The organism is Paraburkholderia sp. BR10954 (genome assembly GCF_040965775.1).
GTDB classification, from domain to species: domain Bacteria; phylum Pseudomonadota; class Gammaproteobacteria; order Burkholderiales; family Burkholderiaceae; genus Paraburkholderia; species Paraburkholderia youngii.
In genome coordinates this window covers 117,900-140,451 of record NZ_JBFRCK010000009.1, presented here as the reverse complement: position 1 = coordinate 140,451, position 22,552 = coordinate 117,900, and the positions used below count along the sequence as shown (strand labels likewise).

The following is a 22,552-nucleotide window of genomic DNA, read 5'->3' as shown; positions in this document are numbered from 1 at the left end:
CCGCATTGACCTCAAATGGAGCATTTGGCCATGCCAGTTACTCAAATATTTACCGACGCGGGGCACCCTCACGTTGGCGGAGTGTTCCGGCCCGCTGCCCGCGCCTTTGGCATTTTGTCCGGAGAGTATGCTCATGTTTGGGGGAAGCGGTCGCATCTGAAACGCCTTTAGGACTAACGCGGGAGGCTCGCACATGAATCCCCGGGACGAAGAATTCGTGCTCGCTGGAAGCCTCAACGAGCTGCGAGCGAAAGGGCGGTGCATTGTCCAGGGTGGACATGGTCCGATCGTCGTGATCTGCGACCGCGAGCGTGTCTTTGCCGTTGATAATCGATGCCCGCACATGGGATTCCCGCTCGAGCGAGGCACTGTCGAAGACGGCATCCTGACCTGTCACTGGCACCATGCCCGCTTCGATCTGGAAAGCGGCTGCACGTTCGACCTTTGGGCAGATGATGTCCCCAGCTACGCGGTCCAAATTCGCAATGGCGACGTCTGGGTCGCAACCAGGTCTGATCATCCCGATGCTGCCGCGCACTGGCGTCAACGGCTTGCGGATGGCCTCACACATGATCTTGGACTTGTCATCGCCAAAGCCGTGCATGGCCAGCTCGCCGCCGATGTGCCAAGGGTCGATATCGTGCGGCAGGTCGCGCTGTTCGGAGCGCAAAACCGTGACGGCTGGGGCGTTGGTCTCACGGTACTCACAGCACTCGGCAACCTGTTGTCCGTGCTGCCCGCAGACGAAACCTATCTCGCCCTGTTCCACGGCGCGCGCCGTGTAGCGGCGGACTGCAACGGCGAGGCGCCGCGGCGAGAACGTACGCCGCTTGCGAGCCGGCCGGACCCTGCCACGCTCGATCGTTGGCTGCGCCTGTGGACAAACGTGCGCCACCGCGAGGCGGCCGAGCGCACGCTGTTGACTGCGATTGCCTCCGGTCTCGCACCCGCCGTGCTCGCGGATGCGTTGCTGTCCGCCGGGACGGAGCGGGCCTTCGCGGACTCCGGGCATTTGCTCGACTTCATCAACAAGGCGTTTGAATGCCTCGATCTGATCGGCTGGCAGCACGCGTCGGCTGTGCTGCCCACTGTCATCGCCCAAATGGTGAGCGCCCGGGGTGCCGAGGAATCGACCGCGTGGCGCCAGCCCCTCGATCTCGTCGCGATGTGCGACGAAGCGGCCAGCCAGATCTCGAACCTCTTCTCTGCCGGGCGCAGCGTGCAAGGCTGGTCGGATCACGCGGCGCTTGCCTGGGAACTGCTTTCAGACGATCCAGCGAGAATCATTGACTCGCTGAAGGAGGCGATCCGCGCAGACGCTGCGTCTGCCGACCTGGGACAAGCCCTCGCTTACGGAGCGGCGTTGCGCGTGGCCCGCTTCGGCAATGCCAACGAGTACTCCGACTGGGAGACCGCGCATCATGTGTTTACCCATGCCAACGCGCTCCATCAGATTCTCAGGCGTGTCGGGGACGCAAGCTTCGACACTCGAGTCATCGGCGTTCGCGGCGTACTGCACGGAGCCATGGCGCTCTACCTGGCGAGATATCTGAACGTTCCGCCCGCCCGCATCCCGGGCGAGGACGATGATCCGCTCGGCGACCTTCCTGCCGATGAGGGGACGATCCGAACGGCCTTGCTCGACGCTTTCGATCGGCAGCGTCAGGTCGATCTTGCGGCGAAGCTGGTGGCGCGCCATCTTACGCTCGGTCATGCGCCGCAGGCGCTGATTGCCACGCTTGCGCTTGCCGTGTTGCGTGAAGATGCCGGCTTTCATGCCTATCAGATGCTGGAGGCAGGTGTGCGGCAGTTTGCTGCGTGGGGCAATACTGCCGAAGGACGGCACATTCTCATTGCAGTCGTCCGCTATCTCGCGGCGCATTCACCGACTGAACGTGGAATGCTGCAGACGGCCGACATCGCGCGGCGGCTGATGCTGGGAAGCGAACTGCATTGACCTGCCAATCTCGCTAATGGTGTCAGTCCGGACGAGTTTTAAAGGCAGTTCCTCACGGGTTCATGCAGCACGCATAAAAGCGGCGCAGCGCCGCGCAGAAAACACCGAGCAATTTTTTCTTATGCGCCTGCCTCATTCTCTTCATTGCTTACTTTTAGTTTGCGTTACATTTAGTTACCAGTATCCTCCGTGCCGAGTTTTTCTGCTCTATCTAAGTAGGCCGCATACGTAATTCGAAATAATGTTGAGAAAACAAATTCTGCTTCGCGAGGCACGAGGCGAAATAGTCGGCAACACGACCAGGCTCACCAAGGTTGTACACGTCAAGGAGGGCGATTACGTTTGCTATCAGGGGGCCATAGAGTCGCCGCTGATCTTCCTCGTCGAGGGACAGCTCCGCGTGTCGACATACTCCGAGGATGGTGTCGAGCTCCCGCTCTACGTTGTCAATCCCGACGAGTGTACGGGCGAGATTTCGATCCTCAACAGCGCGCCGAGCGTGGGCAATGTAATTGCGACGAAGGGCAGTATCGTCGGCCTGCTCGACCGGGCGCACGCCCGACGGCTTCTCAGCGACCCGGATGTGGCGCGCTCGCTGAATAACCTGATCGCGAGTCGCGCCAAAACGCTACTCGTGGCGCGCAGCTCGCGAAGCCAGCCGCGTGCGGATGCGCGTGTGACCGCCGTGATCGAGGCGGCCATCAACCAGAGTCAGGCCTTCGATTCACCGCTTGTCGAACTGCCCAGTCAGGTCACGATTGCGGGCATGGCGGGTGTGAGCCGCGAGACGGTGTCGCGTGTGATCACGTCGCTCGAAAAGCGTGGGATTGTCGAACGGGAAGGCAAGGCGATCCGCATTCGGGATCGTGTCGGGTTGCACCATCTCGCAACCGGCCGGACGCCAAGTTGAAGCGACTCAGGCTCGCGCAGAGATCCCTACCGGTTTTTGAGTCACTGTAAAGCAAATTGCGCCTTGTCGGCGGCGCGGCGGCCGCGGCGTGCTCCGCGTGGCGTCTCGTCGCTTTGAAGAGGATCAGGGAGATCGACTGCTTGTTCGACGTGTCGCTGAAGCTCCAGTGCCAGCACCGCCGCACTCAGGTCACGGATCATCTGACGTGCCTGCTCCGCCTCAAGTACGAAGCCACGCTGATTGGGCGCGACAGGGCTCGCGGGAAACCCGTCCGCGTCGAGGTGGACCGTCACGTTAAAGCTCGTCGAATCGATGCGCCATCGCTGTACCGTTGCAAGCGGCATATCTCGTGCGTGTTCGTCGTGTGACGTACCGTTCTTTACCTGTTGCATACCAAGGGCTTCTGTCAGTGCGCAGAATATACGTCAGTGTTCGACAGAAGCTGTGATCCCAATCACAAACAGGTCATCATTGACCGAATGGGATGACCTTCGATGGACGTCAATGTCTGAAATATCCGGCCGCTCGAGCGACGTGACTGGTCATTTACAAGCGAGCGTGGGGATTGATCGCGAAGAAGCCGGCAGATTGATTGCCGGTGCGAACGTTTGATGGTGCCCATGGGCAGGATCGAACTGCCGACCTCTCCCTTACCAAGGGAGTGCTCTACCACTGAGCCACATGGGCCGTCTAGATGACGTAACGCTGGAGCGGGAGACGAGGCTCGAACTCGCGACCTCAACCTTGGCAAGGTTGCGCTCTACCAACTGAGCTACTCCCGCATTTGGCTCCCCGACCTGGGCTCGAACCAGGGACCTACGGATTAACAGTCCGGCGCTCTACCGACTGAGCTATCGGGGATCAGGCTTTGTGAAGCGGACCGGATTGTACAACATCAGTTATGCAAACGGGGCAGCGACATGATCTTTCTGAGCGAGAAGTTCGGCTCGTGGTATTCGCCCAACACGAAACAGCCGAGCTGCTGCGTTCCGGCAGCAGCCACTATCGTTGTTACGGTTGGCGTGCCAGCGTGCCGCGATAACCAGCAAACGAAGCAAGCGGCAATTCCGTGGCTGGGTTGAAGGGCTGCCATGCAACGCCGGGCGCGTTTTCAAGCACCGAACCGACGTGTGGAGCACCAAGCGCGATGCTCAATGATGGAAATGTCCAGTTCCAACTGGCAGGGTGCCGGTCCAGTCGATGCACGCTGGCCGGCACCAGTCCGTCGTCTCCCCTGGCTACCCAGTTCGTGACTTGGCTTGCATAGTCGCGCCACACATTCGTGCTGGCCAGATCGACGGCCAATGGTGCAACAGACACCACGGCAAACCACAGCGCTACGCTGAACGTCAAGGTGTACGCTTCAAACCTCCATACACTGAGAGCAATGAGCGGCGGCAACCAAAGCAGGGTCAGCACGCGCGAGTCGAAGCTGATCTGCGCATTGAAGAAATCGAACCGTTCACGCCAGCATAGATAACTGATCGCAAGCAGCACCACGACCAGCACCCCACGTGTTTTGGGTACTCGCAGTCCGATAAAAAAGCACAGCGCTGCAAGCATACTCATGTCAAATACTGCGTTTTGCACCGTATGAGCGAGCCCATGCAGAAACGCGCCCCGGTTGGCCGGATCACGCGGATAAACGATCCAATACGTTGCAATTGCAGCACCGAGCACCCATAGTGCAATACAGAGACAAATAAGGCCCAGCACCAGATAACGTCGCTGCCGTGCGAGAGCAGTCAATTGCGCACGTGAACGAAGTACCAGGATCAAACCGAAGAGCGCAAGTGTGACGGCCTGGGTTTCGTACATGCGCGTGAGAAGCACAGATAGCGCAATCGGTAACAGCCATGCGGCCGAAGAAAATCGGCCAGGCTGCAGTAAGTATGCGAGCATCGGCCACGCAAGCGGCAATAGGAACTGACTTTCGCCGACCAACAGAAAGTCGCTCGGCAGCGCAATCGACAGCATGCCGAATAGATAGCCTGGTAGCAGCGCGGGGACTGCGCCTTTTGTCACCTGCACGCGCACAATCAGGTAGGCGGCTATGAAAGGCAGCACATAGCCGAGCCCGAAAATGAAGCGAAGCAGTGCGGCATTCGACAAGCCGCAGTGCAGGGCCAGCACTAGTGGCCATTGACCCAGGTCGTACGAAAACTGCCGCGACCATGCGATATGGTTCACATCGCGTGAACGCAGGATTTCGATGAAAAATGATGCGCCATCGGCGGAGAACTGTTTGTTCGACAATACCGACCATAACAGCGTCCCGAGGATCGCTGCGGCGACACAGTCGAACGGAAGCAGGGGCGAACAGCTGGATTTTTGGTGCAGTCTGGGTGAACTCGCTGAGGTCATGTGGCTAGTTTTTATAGGTGTTATTCGGGTCCGAGGGTGTGGCTTTGTCGGTATCCACGGAAATCGATGTTGGCGCGCGGCCCCGATCCACTTCTGATAAATCGACCGAGCGCGCTACTCCTCAATGCAATCAGGAAGGACGGATCGTACAAGATGCTCCTTCAGATTGTCGACGGTCTGGGTGTGCATTTCGATGGACTGGCCGTGTTGAGTCCGACGGCGTTCGGCTGAATTCGATCGAGCGGGAGCGACGAGAAAATGCGATATCCAAAGGATCATGTGCATGGTCTCAATGCCACTGGGAATAACGCGAGCGCAGTCAAAGTCCTTGAATCCCTGCATCGGCCGAGTGATGTGTTTGATGGCCCCGACGGTCCTGTTTGACCACGTTGTTCAAATACTTGACTTGACTAATCTTGATGGGCGTCTCGCGCTCGGCATTCACCGCATGAAGCGCTGCCAGATTGGAGCCGCTCTTGTCGATGGTCACCGTCTCGGGCGAGCCGTTCTGACCGATTGCCTTTTCAAAAAACCGCCGGGCAGCAGTCTTGTCCCGCTTGGCTCTAACAGAAAGTCGATGGTGTTGCCCGCCTTGTCCACGGCGCTATAAAGATATTTTCACGAGCCTTGGACCTTGATATAACTTTCATCCATGCGCCAACTCCTGCCCACCGGGCGCTTGTGCTTGCGAAATGTCTTTTCGAAGCAGAGGTCAAACACAAACCGAAACCGCAACCGGGCCGCGGCGTGCGGCCCGGTTGCGGGCTTAATGCGTAGCGACGTACATTGCGATTTCAAAACCGAGGCGTACGTCGGTGTAGCTCGGAGTCGTCCATTGCATACGTGCTTTCTCCTTCGGTTGGAACAGCGGTCGGAACAGCGTTGCGCCGGCGGCCCGGCGAAATTTCGTGCCCGGTCTCGACAGCAGCCGGCATCACGCAAACTCGATGCCCACGTTTACCGGCCAGCCAGGTGGGCGTGCGTTAACAAAGCACCAACTTGATGGACCATCGATGCACTGTTGAACGATCCACGCCAATGGCGCGCTCAGCCATCATCTCCTCAAGATGCCGATGACTTAGCGAATAGGCCACATACCGCCGCACGCCAACAACGTCACGTCCAGCGGATAGTGCAACCGCTGCAGCACCTTGGCAACGCCAGCTGCAACGGCCATTCGTGGCGTTTGCGGTCTTCTTCATCGTGGGCACAAGCAAAGTTTTGGCAACCTCCCCTCAGTTATTTCATGTATGACCTATCAGCCTTTTCGGCCATGTCTGTCTTCCTTGCCTCGTTCAGATTGAAACCGATTGCAGCAGTTCTTCCATTAGCGCCAATCGGTTTCGGCACAAACTGGAATTGGCAAAGGCGTCAGTTCGTGGGCACCCAGGATTCAGGGTCGTCCTTGGCACGAAGAATTTTTTCGGCGTGCCACGCTCCACTGCTGAATGGGCCGAAGACGTGGACGGCCTTTCCGACCACGTGCGGAACGCTCAGGTGGGCCTGGTCGGCAGCCGAAGTGTCAACGAGCACAGGGGCTCCGGTCTGAGGTTGGATGGTTATTTGCATCGTGCCTACCGAAGTGACAATTCCATAGATTTGGCTGGGCAGAGGTCCCGGCGGAGTAGTCGGGGGCGGGACTACGACGGGGGCGAGCGTCCCGCCCGGAGCGAAGATGTTCAGGGCTGCGAAGCTGGCCACAAAGACCTTGCCGTTGGCGACAGTGGGCACGATGTTGGCGTTGGCGCCGTTGCGAGGCCAGGAGCCGGCGACGGACGAGAAGATCGGTGTTGTGCCACCTGAGGCGTCGAAGGCGTATAGGGTCACGTTGGCCGGCGCAGTAGTGGAGGTGGGGCGACCGACGGCCCAGATGATCGCGGACCCGGATGTTGTGCCGTTCGATGAAACCGTCGTGAAAAAGCCACCATCCTGGCCGGATTGGATGCTAGAAAACGATTTTTCCAGTTGCAGCGTCGCCGTTGCCGGAACCTTCCATAGTTTGATGCTTCTGCCGCCGCTGCTGACAACGCGGCGGACGCCGTCCGATCCCATAAAATACGATGGGCCGCACCAGCAGGAACCGAAATCGGCGATGGAAACCGCTCTGCCGGAGTCGTTGTGACCCATCGAGGCCCGGTTGATGAGGTACAGACGGCCGCGCTTTCCGCCGGCAACGAGCGTAGAAGCCGATTGTCCAGGGATGTCCGGTATAACCATGGCCCCACCGGAACCGAAATCGTCGTCCGTTTCATCTAGCGATGCGACACCATTAGTACCTGAAGGGGTGAAATAGTCCTGCAAGGTGGTCAAGTCGGTAGAGAGCCTCACCACGCTTTCCTGGATGTTCTTTGGAGGAGCGTAGGTCGTACCAGACGGGTCTGAGTTCCCGGTGACAGCGTACAGCACCCCCGACGGACCTGCGGCAATGCCATACCCGGACATCCAGATGGATGACAGAAAAAATGTGTTGGGTGAAGTCGACAGCTTGTCCATCAACTGATTCGCAGGCAGCGGTGACAGCGTGCTCGCCGTCCATCCCAACAACCAGCCTCTCGACTCATCGGCGCGTATGTCGCAAAAGCTGCCGAAAGCGGCGTAGACGTTTCCGTTCGCCAAAAGAAGACCGGCACGCTGCCGGCTGAACTGTGCGGCGAAATGGTGGGTCGTGCCGTCCGTCAGGGTATGCGAAGCCGAGACCGAGGTCGGAGAACCCGCTTTATCAGCCAAGGTGGTGATGTCAAGAGCGTGGAGCCAAAAGCTCGGCGTGTCGCTTACCAGCTTGTACGAGACCACATATAGCGTGTGGGTGCTCAGATCGATCACCGGAGTGGAGTTGATTCCCACGGTGGGACCGTTGTTGCCACAGCCGCCGGGAAGCCTCGATTTCGGTACCGGAGTCCCGAGGTTCCGTTGGAGGAGCAGCTTGCCGGTGGAAGCCGAGTAGGCGTAAATGTTGTTGGCTTCGGTGGCGACGTATACGACATCCTGCGTTGTCCCGCTTACGCTCAACGCTGAAACAACCAATGGCTGCGCGTCGACCCAGTCGTTCACTGGGTCGCCGAGCTTGATTGCATGCAAGACGCCGAACGATCCGGCTCTGACGTTGGAAGGGGTAAGGGTCGTCTCGTTCGAATTCCAACCAGTACGATTCGTGTCGCCATGATAGGTCAACACGTTCGCGGACGTGGCCGCCAACGTATTAGTCGGAGATGCCGTCGCGGCAGGAGCTAAGTCGGGGACTTCTGGAGATAAAGGCTGTCCAGCCGACTGCCCGGACGCGAAGGACATCCAGGCACCTAAAAAGACGGCGGCGAACAGATAGGATAGGAACGAAAAATGCCTTGCCGAAACTGCGCCGGATTCTTCGTTGTTAGCATTGAGCTTCGCGTTTTTCATGACAGGTCCTGCCTTCTTTCCAAGGACGTTATGCAGCAGTTCGCTAGACGCGAAAATCTTCGCGTTTGATTAAACTTATTTCGTAAGCAATCCTGCGCCAGTCAGGACATAGGTGGCGTCCGCCATCCACCGTACGTGGGGCTTCCGCGCTGAATTGCCGGCGCACCGGATCGGGCGCGCGCCGCGCACCCGGGTGCTGCCGCGCGGTGTGGGCCAGCGCCGCCGCCTTACGCGGCACAAACCGGCAAGGCGCATCAGCGCCACGCGCTTGCGTCCCACATGCAAGCCCTCGCGGGGTCAATCGCATTTCTCTCAAAACTGGCCTCACGTCGCTGGATTCACGTTGAAATTGCACCTGCGAAAAGATCGCGCCGTCAGCCGCGCAGGTGGTGGTAAGCCGTTCCTGCGCGGCTGTATTTCAGCAGTCTGTTAGTCAAGACGCCCGAATGCGCCTGGATTGCCGTTCGATATCGATGGGCATTCCGTCGCATCGCCCGCCAGAACTACCGGTTCCAATTCGCGGAACTTTATTTTTCGGCTCCCGCTGAGCTGGTCTATGCTCAAGGAGTACGAAACGCTCCTCCGTAAACCCAGCCGAGGAACTTGCTGAGGGGGCCTATCATGAAACTCGCGCTATATGTCGCCATCTTCAGTGCGCTGTTCGGGGTTCGGCTGGCGCAAGCCGCCTGCCCCGACGACGCCGTCTTCATCGGTCTGAATGATCAGATTCGCGGTTACTCCTTGCGCGCCAACGGAGCAACCAAGCCCTGCCAGGTGCTCGAAGGGCCGCGCACCACCTTCGGCACCGCTCGGGCGATCGCCTTCAGCAAGAACGACTTCTTTCACGTCGCGCAGTTTCTCACCAACGGCACCGTCGCCATCTTTCCGCCGAAGGCCGAGGACAATGCGGCGCCCAGTCGCTCGTTCACGTTGCCGGGGAATGATCTGGTGAGCATCGCGGTGGATTCCCGCCTCAACGACTTCATCTTGAGCATCCGCGCCGGGGCTGGCCCGCTCTTTGTCGCTCCCGTCAACAGCACTGGGTTGCTGCTTCATCCGATTGTCATTTCTGATCCAACTCCAAATCTCCGGGTGTACGTGAGCCTTGCCGTCGATAACGAGGACAATCTGCTGCTTGCGGGTTATGACGACCGGGGAGCGGCGATCATCGACACGCTTGGCACGGCCCGGAGCCTCACCTCCCCGGCGCTTCTGCGCAGCCTCACTGGTAGCAACACCGGCCTGCTGGCGGGTGGGGGAGGTGGGGCAGCATCCGACAACCTGACGATCGCTGTCGATCCTCGTACGAACGAATTGTTCGTCTACAACACGACCACAGACCACACGCAGATCCAGGTGAGCGTTTTTGCCGCCGGGGCGAGCGGCAATGTGCCGCCGGTGCGGACGATCAGCGGTCCAGCCACGGGAATCACTGGGCCTGGCTTTCCGGGCGCCAACAAGATCAGCGTCTCCTCCGACGGGCGACTCTTTGTTGCCGAGCCGAACAGGCGCATTCTCGTGTTCGCGCCGGGAGCGACCGGCAATGTGGCGCCGTCTCAAGTCATCGAGGATTCCACCCCCGGTCCAGCCGACCAGGGAGGGATCGCGGTCCAGTCCTCCGGCCGCTGCCGATAGCCGCATGGCGGTCTGGTTGGCACTCTGTAATATTTCCGGAGTAGATTGACCAGCTTCTCTGGCGTACCAGCAAAATCGCCGATACGAAACGTGTCCATAGCGGCCAACGATCTGGCTTCGGGGAGCGAGGTTTCCCCGGCGAACTTCATTCAGACCGACAGGAATGTCGGCCTAGATGCGCTACGTGCATTTACGACATTACTGGTGGTGTTTCATCACTGCGCTATTACCTACGGGGCGATTGGCGGTTGGTATTACCACGAGGTCGCGCCGAGCCGGGACGTCGCAACCATCTGCCTTGTGTTGTTCTGCACCGTCAACCAGGCTTTCTTCATGGGCCTGTTCTTCCTTCTCGCGGGCTATTACTCACGTTCGTCTCTGGCCAGAAAAGGACTGCCTCAATTCCTTTTTGACCGCTTTTTCAGATTGGGCTTGCCATTGTTGTTCTACGGGGTGGTGCTTGGTCCCATTACCATTGCATTGGCGCAAACCAGCAAGGGACTTCCTTTTGGAGCGACGCTCAGGACGCTCGTATCGAGAGGAACATTCGACTCCGGTCCAATGTGGTTTGCTCAGGCGTTGTTGATTTTCACCTTGTTGCTCGCCGTCGGCATGGCCCTCCTCCGCTACGTAGGTGATCCACTTCGTGTTCGCGAGGTCTCGTTCCCGACAAACTTGACGCTTGGCGTCGGAGCACTATTGACTGGGGCGGCGGCATTCATCCTGAGGGTCAGGTGGCCGGTCGGCGTCAATGTGTGGGGCCTTCAGCTCGGGTATTTCGCGAGCTACGTCGTGCTATTCGCTGCCGGATTTGCGGCTGCAAGAGGGCGGCGGCTGGAATTCCTCCCAGCCCGACAGGTGAAGTTCTGGTCGCTTGTCAGCCTCGTGACGTTGCCGATTTTGCCGCTCGCCTACTATCTCTCAGGAGCGTCACCGAAATCGCACCACGACACGATGCCCATCGTGTATGCGCTTTGGGAACCGTTTGTCGCATGGGGCATCATCCTCTTCTTGCTCCGCTTTTTTCAGCGGAATTTCTCACGACTAGGCCGCTTGATGCGTCGCCTGTCGAGACGAGCCTACACGATATACATCTTGCATCCCCCGATTTTGGTGGCGATCGCACTCTCATGGAGCAGCGTGCATGCCAATCCCTTGGTCAAGTTTGGCGTGACCGGCGCTTTGAGTTGCGTTGCGTGCTATTTGATTGCTGGAGTCGTGCTTAAAGTGCCGGGCATCAGGGGATTCCTTTAGTTACCGCTGTGATGCTAAATCGTATCCAGCCTCAGCCGTCGGGGAGCAGGGTCCGATGTGGGGCAATCTCCAGTCGCTGCGCGGCGGCGAGCGAGTGATGCTTCCTGGCCGAACTGAGCCGAACGATCTGACATCGTCTGTCCGATCCAGTCCAGAGTTTTACACATGAACCGCTCTCAACCGTGACTTTACTTGCCCCGTTGGAGTGCCGCACCTTTGCCGCTCCTGTTTAGCTGGTTAGATCCAGTTCCTATTGATCGAGATTTCCATCTCGCGCCGCGCCGGATCGGACCTTTATCCGTCAGCACAGGCGAAGCACGGCTCGGTGGACACGGCCGGAATATTTCACGTACTTATCCAAGAAAAAAATCCCCGCCCTTCTTGCGAAGGACAGGGTTGAGACTAGCGGGCCAGCACCCGCCTAATTCAACGAGCGCTGTCACCCCCAGCCCGATGGTTGCTCCGGGCCAGTGGTGACTCAGCCAACTCGCTTACGCGAAGTGGATGCCAGCGCCAGCGCCGTCCACCGTGGCATGCGACAGGTCAACGAGGCCAGCAATCTTGACCACGTTTGCGGTCGCCGCAGCACCAGCGCCAGCAGCAGCGGCACCCGAATCAACGACGTAGGTGTTGCCACCATACTGGAACCAGTCCACGTGGTTCGCCGCAAGGGTCGTGGTCGTCGAGGCAGCACCGCCTGCTGTGCCACCCAGTGCGAGGAACACCGCCTGGTCGAACGTCTGCGCGGCAGCGACCGAGGTCGCCGCACCCAGAGCACCCGTGTTGACGATTGCCGCGCCAAACGCCAGCGTGTTGCCGTGCAACGTGCCGCTCAGCGTCAGCATATCGCCGTTGGTTGCGGCAGTCTGGTTACCCGAAGCTACACCGTACGCCAAGTTGTCCGTAATTGTTGCCGTGCCCGTGCCGAACGTAACCGCGTCGATGTTGCTCAGCGCTGCATTCGCGGAAACCGTGACTGCCACGCCCGTGCCCGAGCCGAGCGTCGCCGAGTTGTTCACGCCGCTCAGCGTGAGGCTGTCTGCGCCCGCCGATGCAGCATCGTTGATGCTTGCGCCCGCGCCGTCGACCAGCAGCGTGTTCGAGTGCGCTGCAGTGGTGGCACCTTCGATAATCACGCCGTTTGCGGCATGGTTGGTGATGGTGTCACCACCAACGCCGCCCTTGATGGTCAGGCCGGTGTAGGTCGTGGTGACGTTGCCAACGGTCAGGCTAGCACCTGCGGTGATGTCCAGTGCGCCAGTTGCCGCCGAGCCATCGATGGTCGTGAGCGCCGATGCCGTCGTCGTTGCCGACGCTGCGACAGCTGCATGGTTGGTCTGCAACCCACTCAACGTGAACGCGTTCGAGCCCGTGATGCTCAGCGTCGTCAGATGGTTATCCGTTTCCGTGAGGCTGAAGGTGTTCACAACACCCTTCGCGCCACCGGAAGCCACCGAAACCGTAGCATCGTCCGTCGACTGAATCGTCAGGGCTTGCGTACCGTTCGCGGTTGCGTCAGCAAAATTCACGGCCAGGCTGTTCGTTGCGGTACCAGCATGGGTCAGCACGAGCGAGCTGTTGTCGGCGTTGAAGCTGTCCGTCACCGAAACGGTCGCAGCTAGGTTTTGCACCGTTGCTGCGCCTGCCGTCGATGCGGTGCTGATGCTGATGCCCGAGACAGCGGTCGCCATCAGCGACGCATCCAGCGCACCGTTGCCATTGGTAGCGCCAAAGCCCGACACGTCCAGGATTTGGAAATCCTTAATATCGGCGGCGTTGCCCGCATTGACGAGCGATGCCGAGATAGTGTTTGCACCACTCGAGCCACCGTCAACGGTCACGCCCGAGGCGATGGAAGCAGCGGTGCCTGCCAGCAGGCTGTTGTTGCCCGAGCCGAACGTAATGGAACCGGTCGAGGTCTTGGTCAGCGCGCCATCCAGCGTAATAACGTTGGTGCCAGCGCCGCCCTGGAAGACCTGGCTCGTGCTAATCGTCGCCGTCACGCCACCCGTCGAGCCGGACGCGTTGATGGTCTTGACAGCGCTTGCCGAAACGTCACCCAGGTTCAGGGCACCCGAACCGGACGCCGTGATGGTCGTAAGATCTACGTCTGCCGCAACCGACGCTGCGCTGAGGGTCACCTTGGCCGCATTGTTGAACGTGAGCGATGTGGCGGTGGCTGCGTCAACCGTAACGTTTGCTGCAACCGAGCCCACCGTCGAAACGGTTACGCTCGTTGCCGTCGCGTCCGTAACGTTCGCGTATTCAACCGTCGGGGCATTCGCACCCGTGCCCGTCACGAGGTTCGCGCCAACCGTCAGCGCCAGCGCGTGAGCGTGAGCATTCGTGACCGTGACTGCAGCGGTGTTAGCCGCGTCCGTGTTGCTGTCGTCATCCTCGATGGTGAGGCTAGTCAGCGCGTTACTCTTGATGGCGGTCGGACCCGTGACACCATCCAACGTGACGCTCGCGAGCGTGCTGGTGCCAATCGGAGCCGTTGCCAAGCCATTCAGGGTGGTTTCCACATCGGTAATCGAGCCACCGGACGTGCCGGTGACCGAAACGCTGGTTGCACCGTTGGTGTAAATCGTTGCAGCACCAGCACCGAACGACGTAACGCCGGTAGCAGCCGTCAAGGTCGACTCATTGACGGTCACGTTGCCGGTCGGCTCAGCGGCTGCGCTGGCCGTGCTCAATGCCGTACCTGCTGCGCCTGCGCCGTTCAACGTCGGAGCCGCACCGATTTTAACGACGTCATTGTCCGCAGCCGTCGCAGTCACGTTGACCGTCGTGCCGCCTTGAATCGAAAGCGTGTTTGCAGCGCCATTAACGGCCTTATCGGTCACCGAAATCGCGCCCGTCGCTCCGGAGATGGTGACTGCACCGGTCGTGTTCACGGTAACAGCGTTGCCGCCCGTGACGGTCACGGCACCGGCGGTATCGGTCACGGAAACCGACGTCGTCGTAGCGGCGTTGATGACATCAGCGCCCGTCGAGGTCGCTACGTTGAAGTTCTGCAGACCCGTGAAGCCGCTTACGTCGAAGGGCGTTGCCACTGTGCCAACGGCGTTGACCGTCGACAGGTTTACGGTTGCGATGCCGCTAACCGTAATGCCCGTCGGGAGCGATTCCGCGACTGCTGCGCCCGTGTTATCCGAGTCAACGAGATTCAGCGTGTTGCCGGTGCCGTTGCCCTTGATGGAATCCAGAGCAGTCAACGTTGCCGACGATGTCAGAGTGTTGGCCGGAGCACGTGCATCCAACACACCGATCACAACGTTGTTGTTACCCGTCAGCGCGACGGCATCCACACCCGTAGTGAGCGTAACCGTCTGTCCAACAGCACCCGCATTGATGTTCGCCAGCGTCGTGTCCAGTTTCCCGACTGCAGTGCCCTCCGAAGCCGTATCGGTCACCGCTGCAACGGCTGCACGAGCATTGTTCGAAGCGGTCGTGCCCGAGTAGGCGATTTGCGCCGACACCGATGCCGACAGAGCATTCGTGAATGCGTCAGCGTAGGCCTGCTTTGCATCCAGTTGAGCTTTGTCGGTGCCCGTCGCGCCGTAGTAGATGTTCAGTGCGACCGAAGCCAGCGTGAATTCGCCGGTGTTAATGCCGTGTTGATAGAAGTTCAGACCTTCGGCGTCAGGAGCACGGCCGAACAGCGTCTGATAGATCGCGGTGATTTGCGCTGCCATGTTCGAGCCACCGTACAGGGCGGTCGATTCAGTCGACGTACCGAACTCGTTGATGATCGAGCTCAGGTTGCCCCCGGCGTTGTCCAACCGCATTGCCCAGTATTCTTGACCTGCGGGGTCAGCCGGGCGGCCATAATAAGCCAGATACGCCTGTTGTACTTCTTCGTAATATTGTGCTGCAGCCATTTGATTCTTCTCCGATAGAGTCCGAATAATCAACACATGTGTGATACGTCATGAGCCGTTAGGGAGACGACGCGTCAGATTCATTTCACTTGAATCACGCGACGGTTTTCCACAAAGCTACAACGCAGATGGATTTTCAACGTCGGGTTGTTCGCGAATTGTGATGGCGCGCACAAAAGCGCAAATAGTTGGAGACCCGGCGATAGAGTTGCTTTTTTTCTGGGCAACTCAAACTTGAGAAAGAGGCAACTGATGCCGAAAGGAGCTTGTCAAAACGCCTTGCAAAGAATCCGAGCGCTGGGCGCGGTAGCGCATGAGCACTTGTTTCCCCTCTCCAGCTAGCACCGGCCTTGCCAAACGGAAGGAACAACCAACACTGCGGGATGCGAGACGCAAACGCAAACGTTAAACTCAAGCATGACCCTAAAGAAATCGCATCCCGCTGCCGTCAATTACCCACAAGGCCATAAGCGCCGAGCGAGAAGTGATTCGACGTCAAATCCGGCTGATCCCTTTCCGCAAACTCCCCGGCAGTGTCCGCGTCATTACCCACGGCAGGATCCGCTGCGCGCGCCTGTTCTTCGAGCAGGCGGCTGGCATTTGAATGCTGCAGCGTCCCGTTCAGCGCATCGATCAGTTCGCTTAACCGATCCTGTCGGAGCAGGAAATGCCGGGTGGTCGACGAGCCAACGTTGTCGTCCGACTCGCCCGCCACGTATAACGACAGGCTGATATGGCCTGAGGCCGCAGCCGGCTCGATGGTCCAGTCCACGATCCAGCGTCGTAGACCGAGTCTTTTGCCGCTTGTGGCCTTTCGCTTTGTGATTGAATCGGGCTTCATGATCTGTTTCGGTGAGATTGCGCGGCACTCGGCAATTGGTAATGCTGCCGGACCACGATGCCACCTAATTTAGTGCAGATGCCCAAACAAGATTGGGCGTGCCAGCACAATCCTTAAGTAAAAGTAGGTAAAAAGAACCGCCACGCCAATGCCACGCCCACACGTGATCGGGCGTGGCGCACGGTATCGATTAATGAACCCGAGCTGTCGGCACCACCGCATTGGCGAGCGGCGCCGCCTGGGCAGGTGGAACGAACGACTGCGCAATCTCCACCAGATCCTGCTCGGTCAATATCCCGGCAGCGTGTTTGAGTTGCAGATCTGCCAGCAGGAACTGATAACGCGCGCGCGCCAGATCGCGTTTGGCCGAATACAGCTGCTGTGTAGCCGTCAATACGTCGGCATTGGTGCGCACGCCCGCCTGAACGCTTTTGCGGGTCGCCACGATCTGCAGCATCGCGGATTCGACGGCGCTTTTGAGGGAGTCGATGCGCGTCATACTGCTCACGCACTGGTTGTATTGTTTGCGCAGGTCGAGCAACACCTTGTCGGTCTTGTCTTGCAATTCGAATTGCGCACGTTCGTAATTAGCCTGCTCCTGTTGGGTCGACGCGCGCACGAGTCCACCGGAATACAGCGGTATCGTAACTTCAACACCGACCGATTTTGTCAGATAGCGAGTACCGATCGCATTGGTCTGGGTCGACTGATTCTGACCAACGCTCGCCACCAGATCCACGTGCGGATAAAAGCCCGCCTGCACGATCTTCATCTTTTGCTGCGCCGCTTCAACTGAGTGTCGGCCAGCAATCAACCTCGCGTTGTTTTCCAACGCAATATCGTGCCAATGATCGAAACTGAGCGGCTCGGGCAGCACCGGTTGAAAGTCGTCCTTCAGACGGTCAAGACCCGCCACATCGAGCGATGCCGGCAAACCGGTCAGCGCTTCGAGCGCATGCGCAGCGTTATCCAGGCTATCGCGGGCGTCGGCGACATCGGCCTCTGCCAGCGCGGCCTTCGATTTCGTTTCGAGAATATCCGTGCGGGTGCCCTCGCCGTTTTTGAACATCGCCTGATTGCCGGCGTACTGTTCATCGAACGCGCTTTTCTGCGCGAGCGCGAGCGACAACTGATCTTCCGCGAAGACCGTATCCGTATAGGCAGTTAACACGCGCACCAGCAAATCCTGCCGGCTATCGTCGAACGTCGCGTCCCCGGCGAGCGCGATTGCCTTGCCGTAGCGATAGCGCGCAATGCCTTCGAAGTTGATCAGTGGCTGACGCAGCGAAACGCCCTGGGAATAGGCACCGTAGACCTGATGTGTGGAAACATCCCCGTACTGCGTACCTAGGTACGTCGTACCGGTTACGTCGCGGTATCGCGCGTAATTCGCCGAAACGTTGGGCAACAAATACGAGCGGCCAATCCCGACGTTCGCATCATCGGCTTCCTTCTGCTTCGCCGCGCCCGCGAGAATCGGGTCATGGCTGAGCGCGGCTTCGTACGCATCGACGAGGCCGAGCGCAAGCGCTGGACGCGGCGCGATCAGTGCGGCACCAACCGACATCGCCAGCAACAACGTGCGCAGGCGTGGAACGGCCTGCGCCGTGCCGGTAGAACCGGCGTTGGACGACCGAAGTGAAAAAACGCGCTGCACTTCAGTCCTCCGTGAATGCAGTGTGTGCGCGATCGAAGATCGGCTTGAGCAGATAGCTCAGCATCGAACGCTGACCTGCATTGATGAATATCTCGACCGGCATGCCCGGCTTGATATCCAGCTTGCGCAACTGTTTCATGCCCTGCTCGGTCACTTTGGCGCGCACCCTGTAGTAAGGGGCGCCGGAGTGTTCGTCCACGAGGCGGTCGGCGGACACAAAGGTCAGCGTGCCGGACACTCTCGGGGTGGTGTTCTGGTTGAACGCGGTGAACATCATGTCGACCGGCATTTCCGTGCGAACCTTGTCGACCAGGTTCACCTCGAGGTGCCCTTCCGCTTCCAGCGGTTCGCCAGTCGGCACCACATCCATCAGCTTCGCGCCGGGGCCGATCGTGCCGCCTTCGGTGAAGACGCTCATCCCGACGACGGTGCCGTCAACCGGGGAACGGACCTCGCTGTTGGCAAGGTTGAATTCGCTTTCGTCCAGCCGGCTACGCAATGCCTCGGTGTCACGCTGCACGTCGCTCAACTGCGTGCGCACCTCTTTCATATAGTCTTCCTGCGCTTGTGCGATACGCAGACGCGCCTCGGCCGACTGGCTCGCCAATTCCCCGGCGGTGCCCGCCTGGCGCGCGATCTCGCCGTTCAGCACGGCTTCCTGACGTTGGAGGTCCTTCAGCTTGCTGCGCGGCACATATCCTTCGATCGCCAGCTCACGAACGCCGGTCAACTGGTCCTGCAGCGCCTGGTGCTCGAGCAGCCGTTGAGCATGCGCGTCGTTTTCGCCAGCCAGCTGCGCCTGGTATCCGGCGATGCTCTCCTGCAGCGCGCCAATCGACGCCTTCAATGCCAGCCGGCGCGCGCTCAGCAGTTGCTCCTGCAGCTGCACGTCGGCCTCGGCCTCCTGGTCGTGTGCGGCGACACCGTCCGTCAACTCACGCGGGAAGGCGATGGTCTTCGCATTGGTCGCCTCCGCGACGAGGCGCGCCTTGGTGGCGAGCTCGGTCAGGTACTGCGAGCGGATGGTCGCGTTCTGCGAACGCGTCTGCACGTCGTTCATCCTGACGAGCACTTGCCCGGCCTTCACCTGATCGCCATCCTGAACGAGGATTTCGCGAATGATGCCACCGGTCGGATGCTGGATCGTCTTGCGATTGCCGGCCACCACCACCGTTCCCTGAACCTCTGTGCCCTTGCTGAGGGGCGCGAATGCGGCCCACTGCAACGAGCCTACGATGCCGACCAGCACGACGGTCCAGCCAATCTTGACGTAGCGCGATTCATCGACATTGACGACCGGCGGCAATCCGGTGCCGAGCACCTCGATGGCAGGCGCCGCCGCTTTCTTGCTTGTGGAATTAACCATGGAAAATCTGCGGGTCAGACTGTGGCATCCGCATCCGCTGTTTGAGCGTCGGATGGCTGATGAGGGTTGGACGAAGCCGGGTTTGAGGCGGCAGGTTGAGCCGTAGCGGCGGATTGAGCCGTCGCGGTCGTTTTTGCAGCAGCCGCTTGCGCAGCCGCCGTATTCGCGGGCGCATTCTGCAACGCCGCCAGCACATGCGCGGTGGGCCCGTACATCCTGAGCTGGCCTTCGACGAGCAGCAGCAGCTTGGTCGTAGCGGCAATGATGCTGGTCCGATGCGTAATCAGCACGACGGTCTTGCCGGCTGCGTGCAAGCGCTCGATCGCCAGCTTGAGCGCCGCCTCGCCGGTCTCGTCGAGGTTCGAATTCGGTTCGTCCAGCACAATGAACGACGGATTGCCATACAGCGCACGCGCCAGACCGATGCGCTGCTTCTGGCCACCGGAGAGCCCGGCGCCGCGATCGCCAACCAACGTGTCATAGCCTTGCGGCAGACGCAGAATCATTTCGTGAACCCCGGCGAGCTTCGCCGCCTCGATGACCTTCTCCGATTCGATCTGCCCAAAGCGGGCGATGTTTTCCGCGATCGATCCGCCGAACAGTTCGATGTCTTGCGGCAGGTAGCCGATGTGCGGTCCGAGCTGATCCTTGTCCCACTGATAGATGTCCGCGCCGTCCAACCGCACGGTGCCGACCGCGGCAGGCCACACGCCGACCATCAGCCGTGCAAGCGTCGACTTCCCGGACGCGCTGGGTCCGATCACGCCGACCACATCGCCGGCCTCGATCGTGAATGACAGGCCCTGCACCACCGGCACCCGCATCCCCGGCGGCGCTGCGCTCACGCCTTCGAGCGTCAGCCGTCCGGTCGGCGGCGGCAGCGTCATGCCGATACGCCGCACCGGGTTGTTCTTGAGCAGTTCGACGAGGCGGTCGTACGCACTGCGAGCGCCGCTCCACTGACGCCAGACCGAAATCACCATTTCGAGCGGACCCAATACGCGGCCCATCAGGATCGAACCCGCGATCATCATGCCCGGAGAAATCTTGCCGTCGATCGCGAGCAGCGCGCCGATCCCCAGTACGAGGGACTGCAACGAGAGCCTGAAGAACTTCGTGACATTGCCGACCAGCGCCGCTTTCTCGCTCGCTTCAGCCTGGCGCGATAGAAAGCCCGCATTCAGGACTGACCAGCGCGCCATCAGGTTGGGCAGCATGCCCATTGCCTCGATGACCTCGGCATTGCGCAGATTAGCGGTGGCGAGTGTGGTCGAGCGAATCGACAGGCTGGTCGCCTCCGACAGCGGACGACGTGAAACACGTTCGTTGGCGATTGCCAGCGCTATCAGGATCGCCGAGCCCGCCAATGCAAACACGCCGAGCCAGACGTTGAAAATGAAGATAACCGCCAGATAAATCGGAAACCACGGCGCATCAAAGAATGCGAACAGCGCATTGCCGGTCACGAATTGCCGGATCGTCGTCAGGTCATTGAGAGACTGCCCCGCATTGACGCCCTGCTGTTTGAGATTCGTTTCAAACGCAGCGGTATATACGCGGCTGTTCAAGTGCATGTCCAACTTGCCGCCGATGCGGATCACAATGAAGCTGCGCACATATTCGAGCACGCTCGAGAACCCGTACATGCCGAGCATCATCAGCGTCAGCATCGCCAACGTGACGCCATTACGGCTTGGCAGCACGCGGTCATATACCTGCAGCATGTAAATGGACGGCACGAGCATCAACAAATTGATGAGCATGCTAAATGCGCCTAGCGTGCGAAACACGCGGCGGTAGCCTAACAACGCCTGAATGATTTCATTCGACGGCACTCTGACTTTACTGGTCATCTTTGCTCGTTACGCCGGTCTCGCAACGCCTCTCGATTCACTTCTAGTGTGGTCATTCTTTGGCCGACACCCCGTGCGTCGGTCCGTTCTGAAGGCGCTCATTCTGCTCGATCAATTGCGCGTGAAATGTGACGGCCGTCACATCTATTCGCGAAAACAAACCCGATACTTGCGCTGCTCTCAGAATCCTTATTGCAGACAGTACCTTGCTCGACAACAACTATTCCGACGCTCAGCTCGACATCGCAATGGGTGGGCGCGCTTTACTCACGCCGCTTACAGGTATTGGCCAGTACGCGTCAAATCTGGCTCGCGAATTCGTCCACCGGGGACATAGCGTGCGGTTCTTTTACGGCACGCACTGGTCTTCGTCGCATGAGAACGGCACGACAGCGCCCGCCGCGGGAGATGCACGAGCAACGAAGTCGTGGCGCACCATCGCGGCAGCCGGTGCCAAACGTTTTGCGCGCAAGTATTTGCCCTCCGCATACCGTTTCATGCCACACGTCGAGCAGTATCGTTTCGATTCGGGCATCCGGCGGCGGCGTGCTCCGCAGGTCTATCACGATCCGAACTTCATTCCGTTCCGCTTTCGCGGGCCGACAGTGATCACCGCTCACGATGTCTCGTGGGTGCGTTATCCGGAGTACCACCCTGCCCAGCGTCTCGCGCTATTGCGGGCGAACTTTCCGCGCGCGCTCGAACGCGCGGATCGGGTCATCGTGGTATCGGAGTTCGTTCGGCAAGAATTACAGGCCTGCTTTTCAGTCGCGCCCGATAAGATCAAGGTCGTGTATAACGGCGTGTCGACGCGTTTCCAGCCGTATTCCTCCGAAGCGACCAGTAAAGTACTGAGCCGCCACGGTCTCGCACATGGCCAGTACTTCGCGGCCGTGGGCACGCTGGAGCCACGCAAGAATCTGCAAACCGCGCTGGCCGCGCATGCGCGCCTGCCGGCCGCGGTCCGGCGCCAGTTCCCGCTCGTGCTGATCGGCATCGAAGGATGGCTGACGGACACGTTGCACCGCGCACTTGAACCGGGTCTGCGTGAAGGCTCCGTGCGCAAGCTCGGCTATGTGTCCGACGACGACATTCCGCTGCTGACCGCGGGCGCGCTCGCGATCGTCTATGTATCCGTCTATGAGGGGTTCGGGCTGCCCATCATCGAGGGCATGGCGGCTGGCGTGCCGGTATTGTGCTCGACGGCCGACGCGCTTAGGGAAGTGGCAGGTGATGCCGGCATCATGCGCGAGCCGACCGATGTCGAAGGATTTACCGAAGCGATGCAGTCGCTGATCGACGATCGCGCGTTGCGTGAGCGGTTGATCACGGCCGGCACCGCCCGTGCGCAATCCTTCAGTTGGCAGCGCACTGCCGAGGAAACGCTCGCCGTCTATCGGCAGGTTCTCGCCTGACGAAGCCGGTTCCGACGAGC

The 22,552-nt window shown here is 59.8% G+C and carries 14 protein-coding genes, 3 tRNA genes and 2 pseudogenes; 5 read left to right on the top strand and 14 right to left on the bottom strand.

The window, feature by feature from the left end:
• Positions 1–193: 193 nt before the first annotated feature.
• Both AB4Y34_RS15770 and AB4Y34_RS15765 read left to right on the top strand, forming a co-directional pair.
• Entirely contained in the window at positions 194–1,957 is a 1,764-nt protein-coding gene (locus AB4Y34_RS15770) for a Rieske 2Fe-2S domain-containing protein (protein ID WP_368716553.1), read from the top strand.
• 241 nt (positions 1,958–2,198) lie between these two features.
• Positions 2,199–2,867 carry a Crp/Fnr family transcriptional regulator gene (locus AB4Y34_RS15765; protein ID WP_368716552.1) on the top strand — a complete coding sequence of 223 codons (669 nt, stop codon included), beginning with the start codon at positions 2,199–2,201 and terminating at the stop codon, positions 2,865–2,867.
• Positions 2,868–2,908: 41 nt separating this feature from the next.
• On the opposite strand, the gene AB4Y34_RS15760 is transcribed toward AB4Y34_RS15765, so the two are convergent.
• The 9 genes and pseudogenes from AB4Y34_RS15760 to AB4Y34_RS15720 all read right to left on the bottom strand — a co-directional run bounded on the left by AB4Y34_RS15760 (position 2,909) and on the right by AB4Y34_RS15720 (position 8,627).
• Positions 2,909–3,259, bottom strand: a complete 351-nt coding sequence (locus tag AB4Y34_RS15760) for a hypothetical protein (RefSeq protein ID WP_368716551.1) — start codon at positions 3,257–3,259, stop codon at positions 2,909–2,911.
• 220 nt (positions 3,260–3,479) lie between these two features.
• A tRNA-Thr gene (locus tag AB4Y34_RS15755) sits at positions 3,480–3,554 on the bottom strand.
• A 19-nt stretch (positions 3,555–3,573) separates the two neighbouring features.
• Positions 3,574–3,649: transfer RNA gene (locus AB4Y34_RS15750), tRNA-Gly, on the bottom strand.
• Positions 3,650–3,652: 3 nt separating this feature from the next.
• A tRNA-Asn gene (locus tag AB4Y34_RS15745) sits at positions 3,653–3,728 on the bottom strand.
• A gap of 150 nt (positions 3,729–3,878) precedes the next feature.
• Positions 3,879–5,123, bottom strand: coding sequence for a hypothetical protein (locus tag AB4Y34_RS15740; protein WP_368716550.1), 1,245 nt, complete (start codon positions 5,121–5,123; stop codon positions 3,879–3,881).
• 381 nt (positions 5,124–5,504) lie between these two features.
• Positions 5,505–5,933 (bottom strand): annotated as a pseudogene (locus AB4Y34_RS15735) (IS6 family transposase); the annotation flags it as partial.
• Positions 5,934–5,997: 64 nt separating this feature from the next.
• The gene (pqqA, locus tag AB4Y34_RS15730) at positions 5,998–6,072 is read right to left on the bottom strand and encodes a pyrroloquinoline quinone precursor peptide PqqA (RefSeq protein WP_176379822.1); all 75 of its coding nucleotides are present in this window, start codon (positions 6,070–6,072) and stop codon (positions 5,998–6,000) included.
• 151 nt (positions 6,073–6,223) lie between these two features.
• Positions 6,224–6,408 (bottom strand): annotated as a pseudogene (locus AB4Y34_RS15725) (IS6 family transposase); the annotation flags it as partial.
• 194 nt (positions 6,409–6,602) lie between these two features.
• Positions 6,603–8,627, bottom strand: coding sequence for a hypothetical protein (locus tag AB4Y34_RS15720; protein ID WP_368716549.1), 2,025 nt, complete (start codon positions 8,625–8,627; stop codon positions 6,603–6,605).
• A gap of 621 nt (positions 8,628–9,248) precedes the next feature.
• Between AB4Y34_RS15720 and AB4Y34_RS15715 the strand changes: the two genes are divergently transcribed.
• Positions 9,249–10,262: a hypothetical protein gene (locus tag AB4Y34_RS15715; protein WP_368716548.1), complete on the top strand. Its 1,014-nt coding sequence runs from the start codon at positions 9,249–9,251 to the stop codon at positions 10,260–10,262.
• Positions 10,263–10,307: 45 nt separating this feature from the next.
• Positions 10,308–11,516: an acyltransferase gene (locus AB4Y34_RS15710; RefSeq protein ID WP_368716547.1), complete on the top strand. Its 1,209-nt coding sequence runs from the start codon at positions 10,308–10,310 to the stop codon at positions 11,514–11,516.
• A 491-nt stretch (positions 11,517–12,007) separates the two neighbouring features.
• Here the strand turns inward: AB4Y34_RS15710 and AB4Y34_RS15705 are convergent, their stop codons facing one another.
• The 5 genes from AB4Y34_RS15705 to AB4Y34_RS15685 all read right to left on the bottom strand — a co-directional run bounded on the left by AB4Y34_RS15705 (position 12,008) and on the right by AB4Y34_RS15685 (position 21,117).
• A complete protein-coding gene (locus AB4Y34_RS15705; protein ID WP_368716546.1) occupies positions 12,008–15,400 on the bottom strand; it encodes a beta strand repeat-containing protein in 3,393 nt (1,130 codons plus the stop codon).
• Between the two features lie 448 nt (positions 15,401–15,848).
• The gene (locus AB4Y34_RS15700) at positions 15,849–16,241 is read right to left on the bottom strand and encodes a hypothetical protein (RefSeq protein ID WP_368716545.1); all 393 of its coding nucleotides are present in this window, start codon (positions 16,239–16,241) and stop codon (positions 15,849–15,851) included.
• Positions 16,242–16,431: 190 nt separating this feature from the next.
• Positions 16,432–17,898 carry a TolC family outer membrane protein gene (locus AB4Y34_RS15695; RefSeq protein WP_368716544.1) on the bottom strand — a complete coding sequence of 489 codons (1,467 nt, stop codon included), beginning with the start codon at positions 17,896–17,898 and terminating at the stop codon, positions 16,432–16,434.
• A 1-nt stretch (position 17,899) separates the two neighbouring features.
• Positions 17,900–19,264 carry an HlyD family type I secretion periplasmic adaptor subunit gene (locus AB4Y34_RS15690; RefSeq protein ID WP_368716543.1) on the bottom strand — a complete coding sequence of 455 codons (1,365 nt, stop codon included), beginning with the start codon at positions 19,262–19,264 and terminating at the stop codon, positions 17,900–17,902.
• A 14-nt stretch (positions 19,265–19,278) separates the two neighbouring features.
• Positions 19,279–21,117, bottom strand: coding sequence for a type I secretion system permease/ATPase (locus AB4Y34_RS15685; RefSeq protein ID WP_368716542.1), 1,839 nt, complete (start codon positions 21,115–21,117; stop codon positions 19,279–19,281).
• Positions 21,118–21,365: 248 nt separating this feature from the next.
• On the opposite strand from AB4Y34_RS15685, the gene AB4Y34_RS15680 reads away from it, so the two are divergent.
• Positions 21,366–22,532, top strand: coding sequence for a glycosyltransferase family 4 protein (locus AB4Y34_RS15680; RefSeq protein ID WP_368716602.1), 1,167 nt, complete (start codon positions 21,366–21,368; stop codon positions 22,530–22,532).
• The last annotated feature ends 20 nt before the right edge of the window (positions 22,533–22,552 follow it).

Excerpts from the sequence above, each read along its gene's own strand:
- AB4Y34_RS15700 (WP_368716545.1), bottom strand. The coding sequence starts at position 16,241 with ATGAAGCCCGATTCAATCACAAAGCGAAAGGCCACAAGCGGCAAAAGA.
- AB4Y34_RS15690 (WP_368716543.1), bottom strand. The coding sequence starts at position 19,264 with ATGGTTAATTCCACAAGCAAGAAAGCGGCGGCGCCTGCCATCGAGGTG.
- AB4Y34_RS15765 (WP_368716552.1), top strand. The coding sequence starts at position 2,199 with ATGTTGAGAAAACAAATTCTGCTTCGCGAGGCACGAGGCGAAATAGTC.
- AB4Y34_RS15715 (WP_368716548.1), top strand. The coding sequence starts at position 9,249 with ATGAAACTCGCGCTATATGTCGCCATCTTCAGTGCGCTGTTCGGGGTT.
- AB4Y34_RS15770 (WP_368716553.1), top strand. The coding sequence starts at position 194 with ATGAATCCCCGGGACGAAGAATTCGTGCTCGCTGGAAGCCTCAACGAG.
- AB4Y34_RS15685 (WP_368716542.1), bottom strand. The coding sequence starts at position 21,117 with ATGACCAGTAAAGTCAGAGTGCCGTCGAATGAAATCATTCAGGCGTTG.
- AB4Y34_RS15760 (WP_368716551.1), bottom strand. The coding sequence starts at position 3,259 with ATGCAACAGGTAAAGAACGGTACGTCACACGACGAACACGCACGAGAT.
- AB4Y34_RS15680 (WP_368716602.1), top strand. The coding sequence starts at position 21,366 with ATGGGTGGGCGCGCTTTACTCACGCCGCTTACAGGTATTGGCCAGTAC.
- AB4Y34_RS15705 (WP_368716546.1), bottom strand. The coding sequence starts at position 15,400 with ATGGCTGCAGCACAATATTACGAAGAAGTACAACAGGCGTATCTGGCT.
- AB4Y34_RS15720 (WP_368716549.1), bottom strand. The coding sequence starts at position 8,627 with ATGAAAAACGCGAAGCTCAATGCTAACAACGAAGAATCCGGCGCAGTT.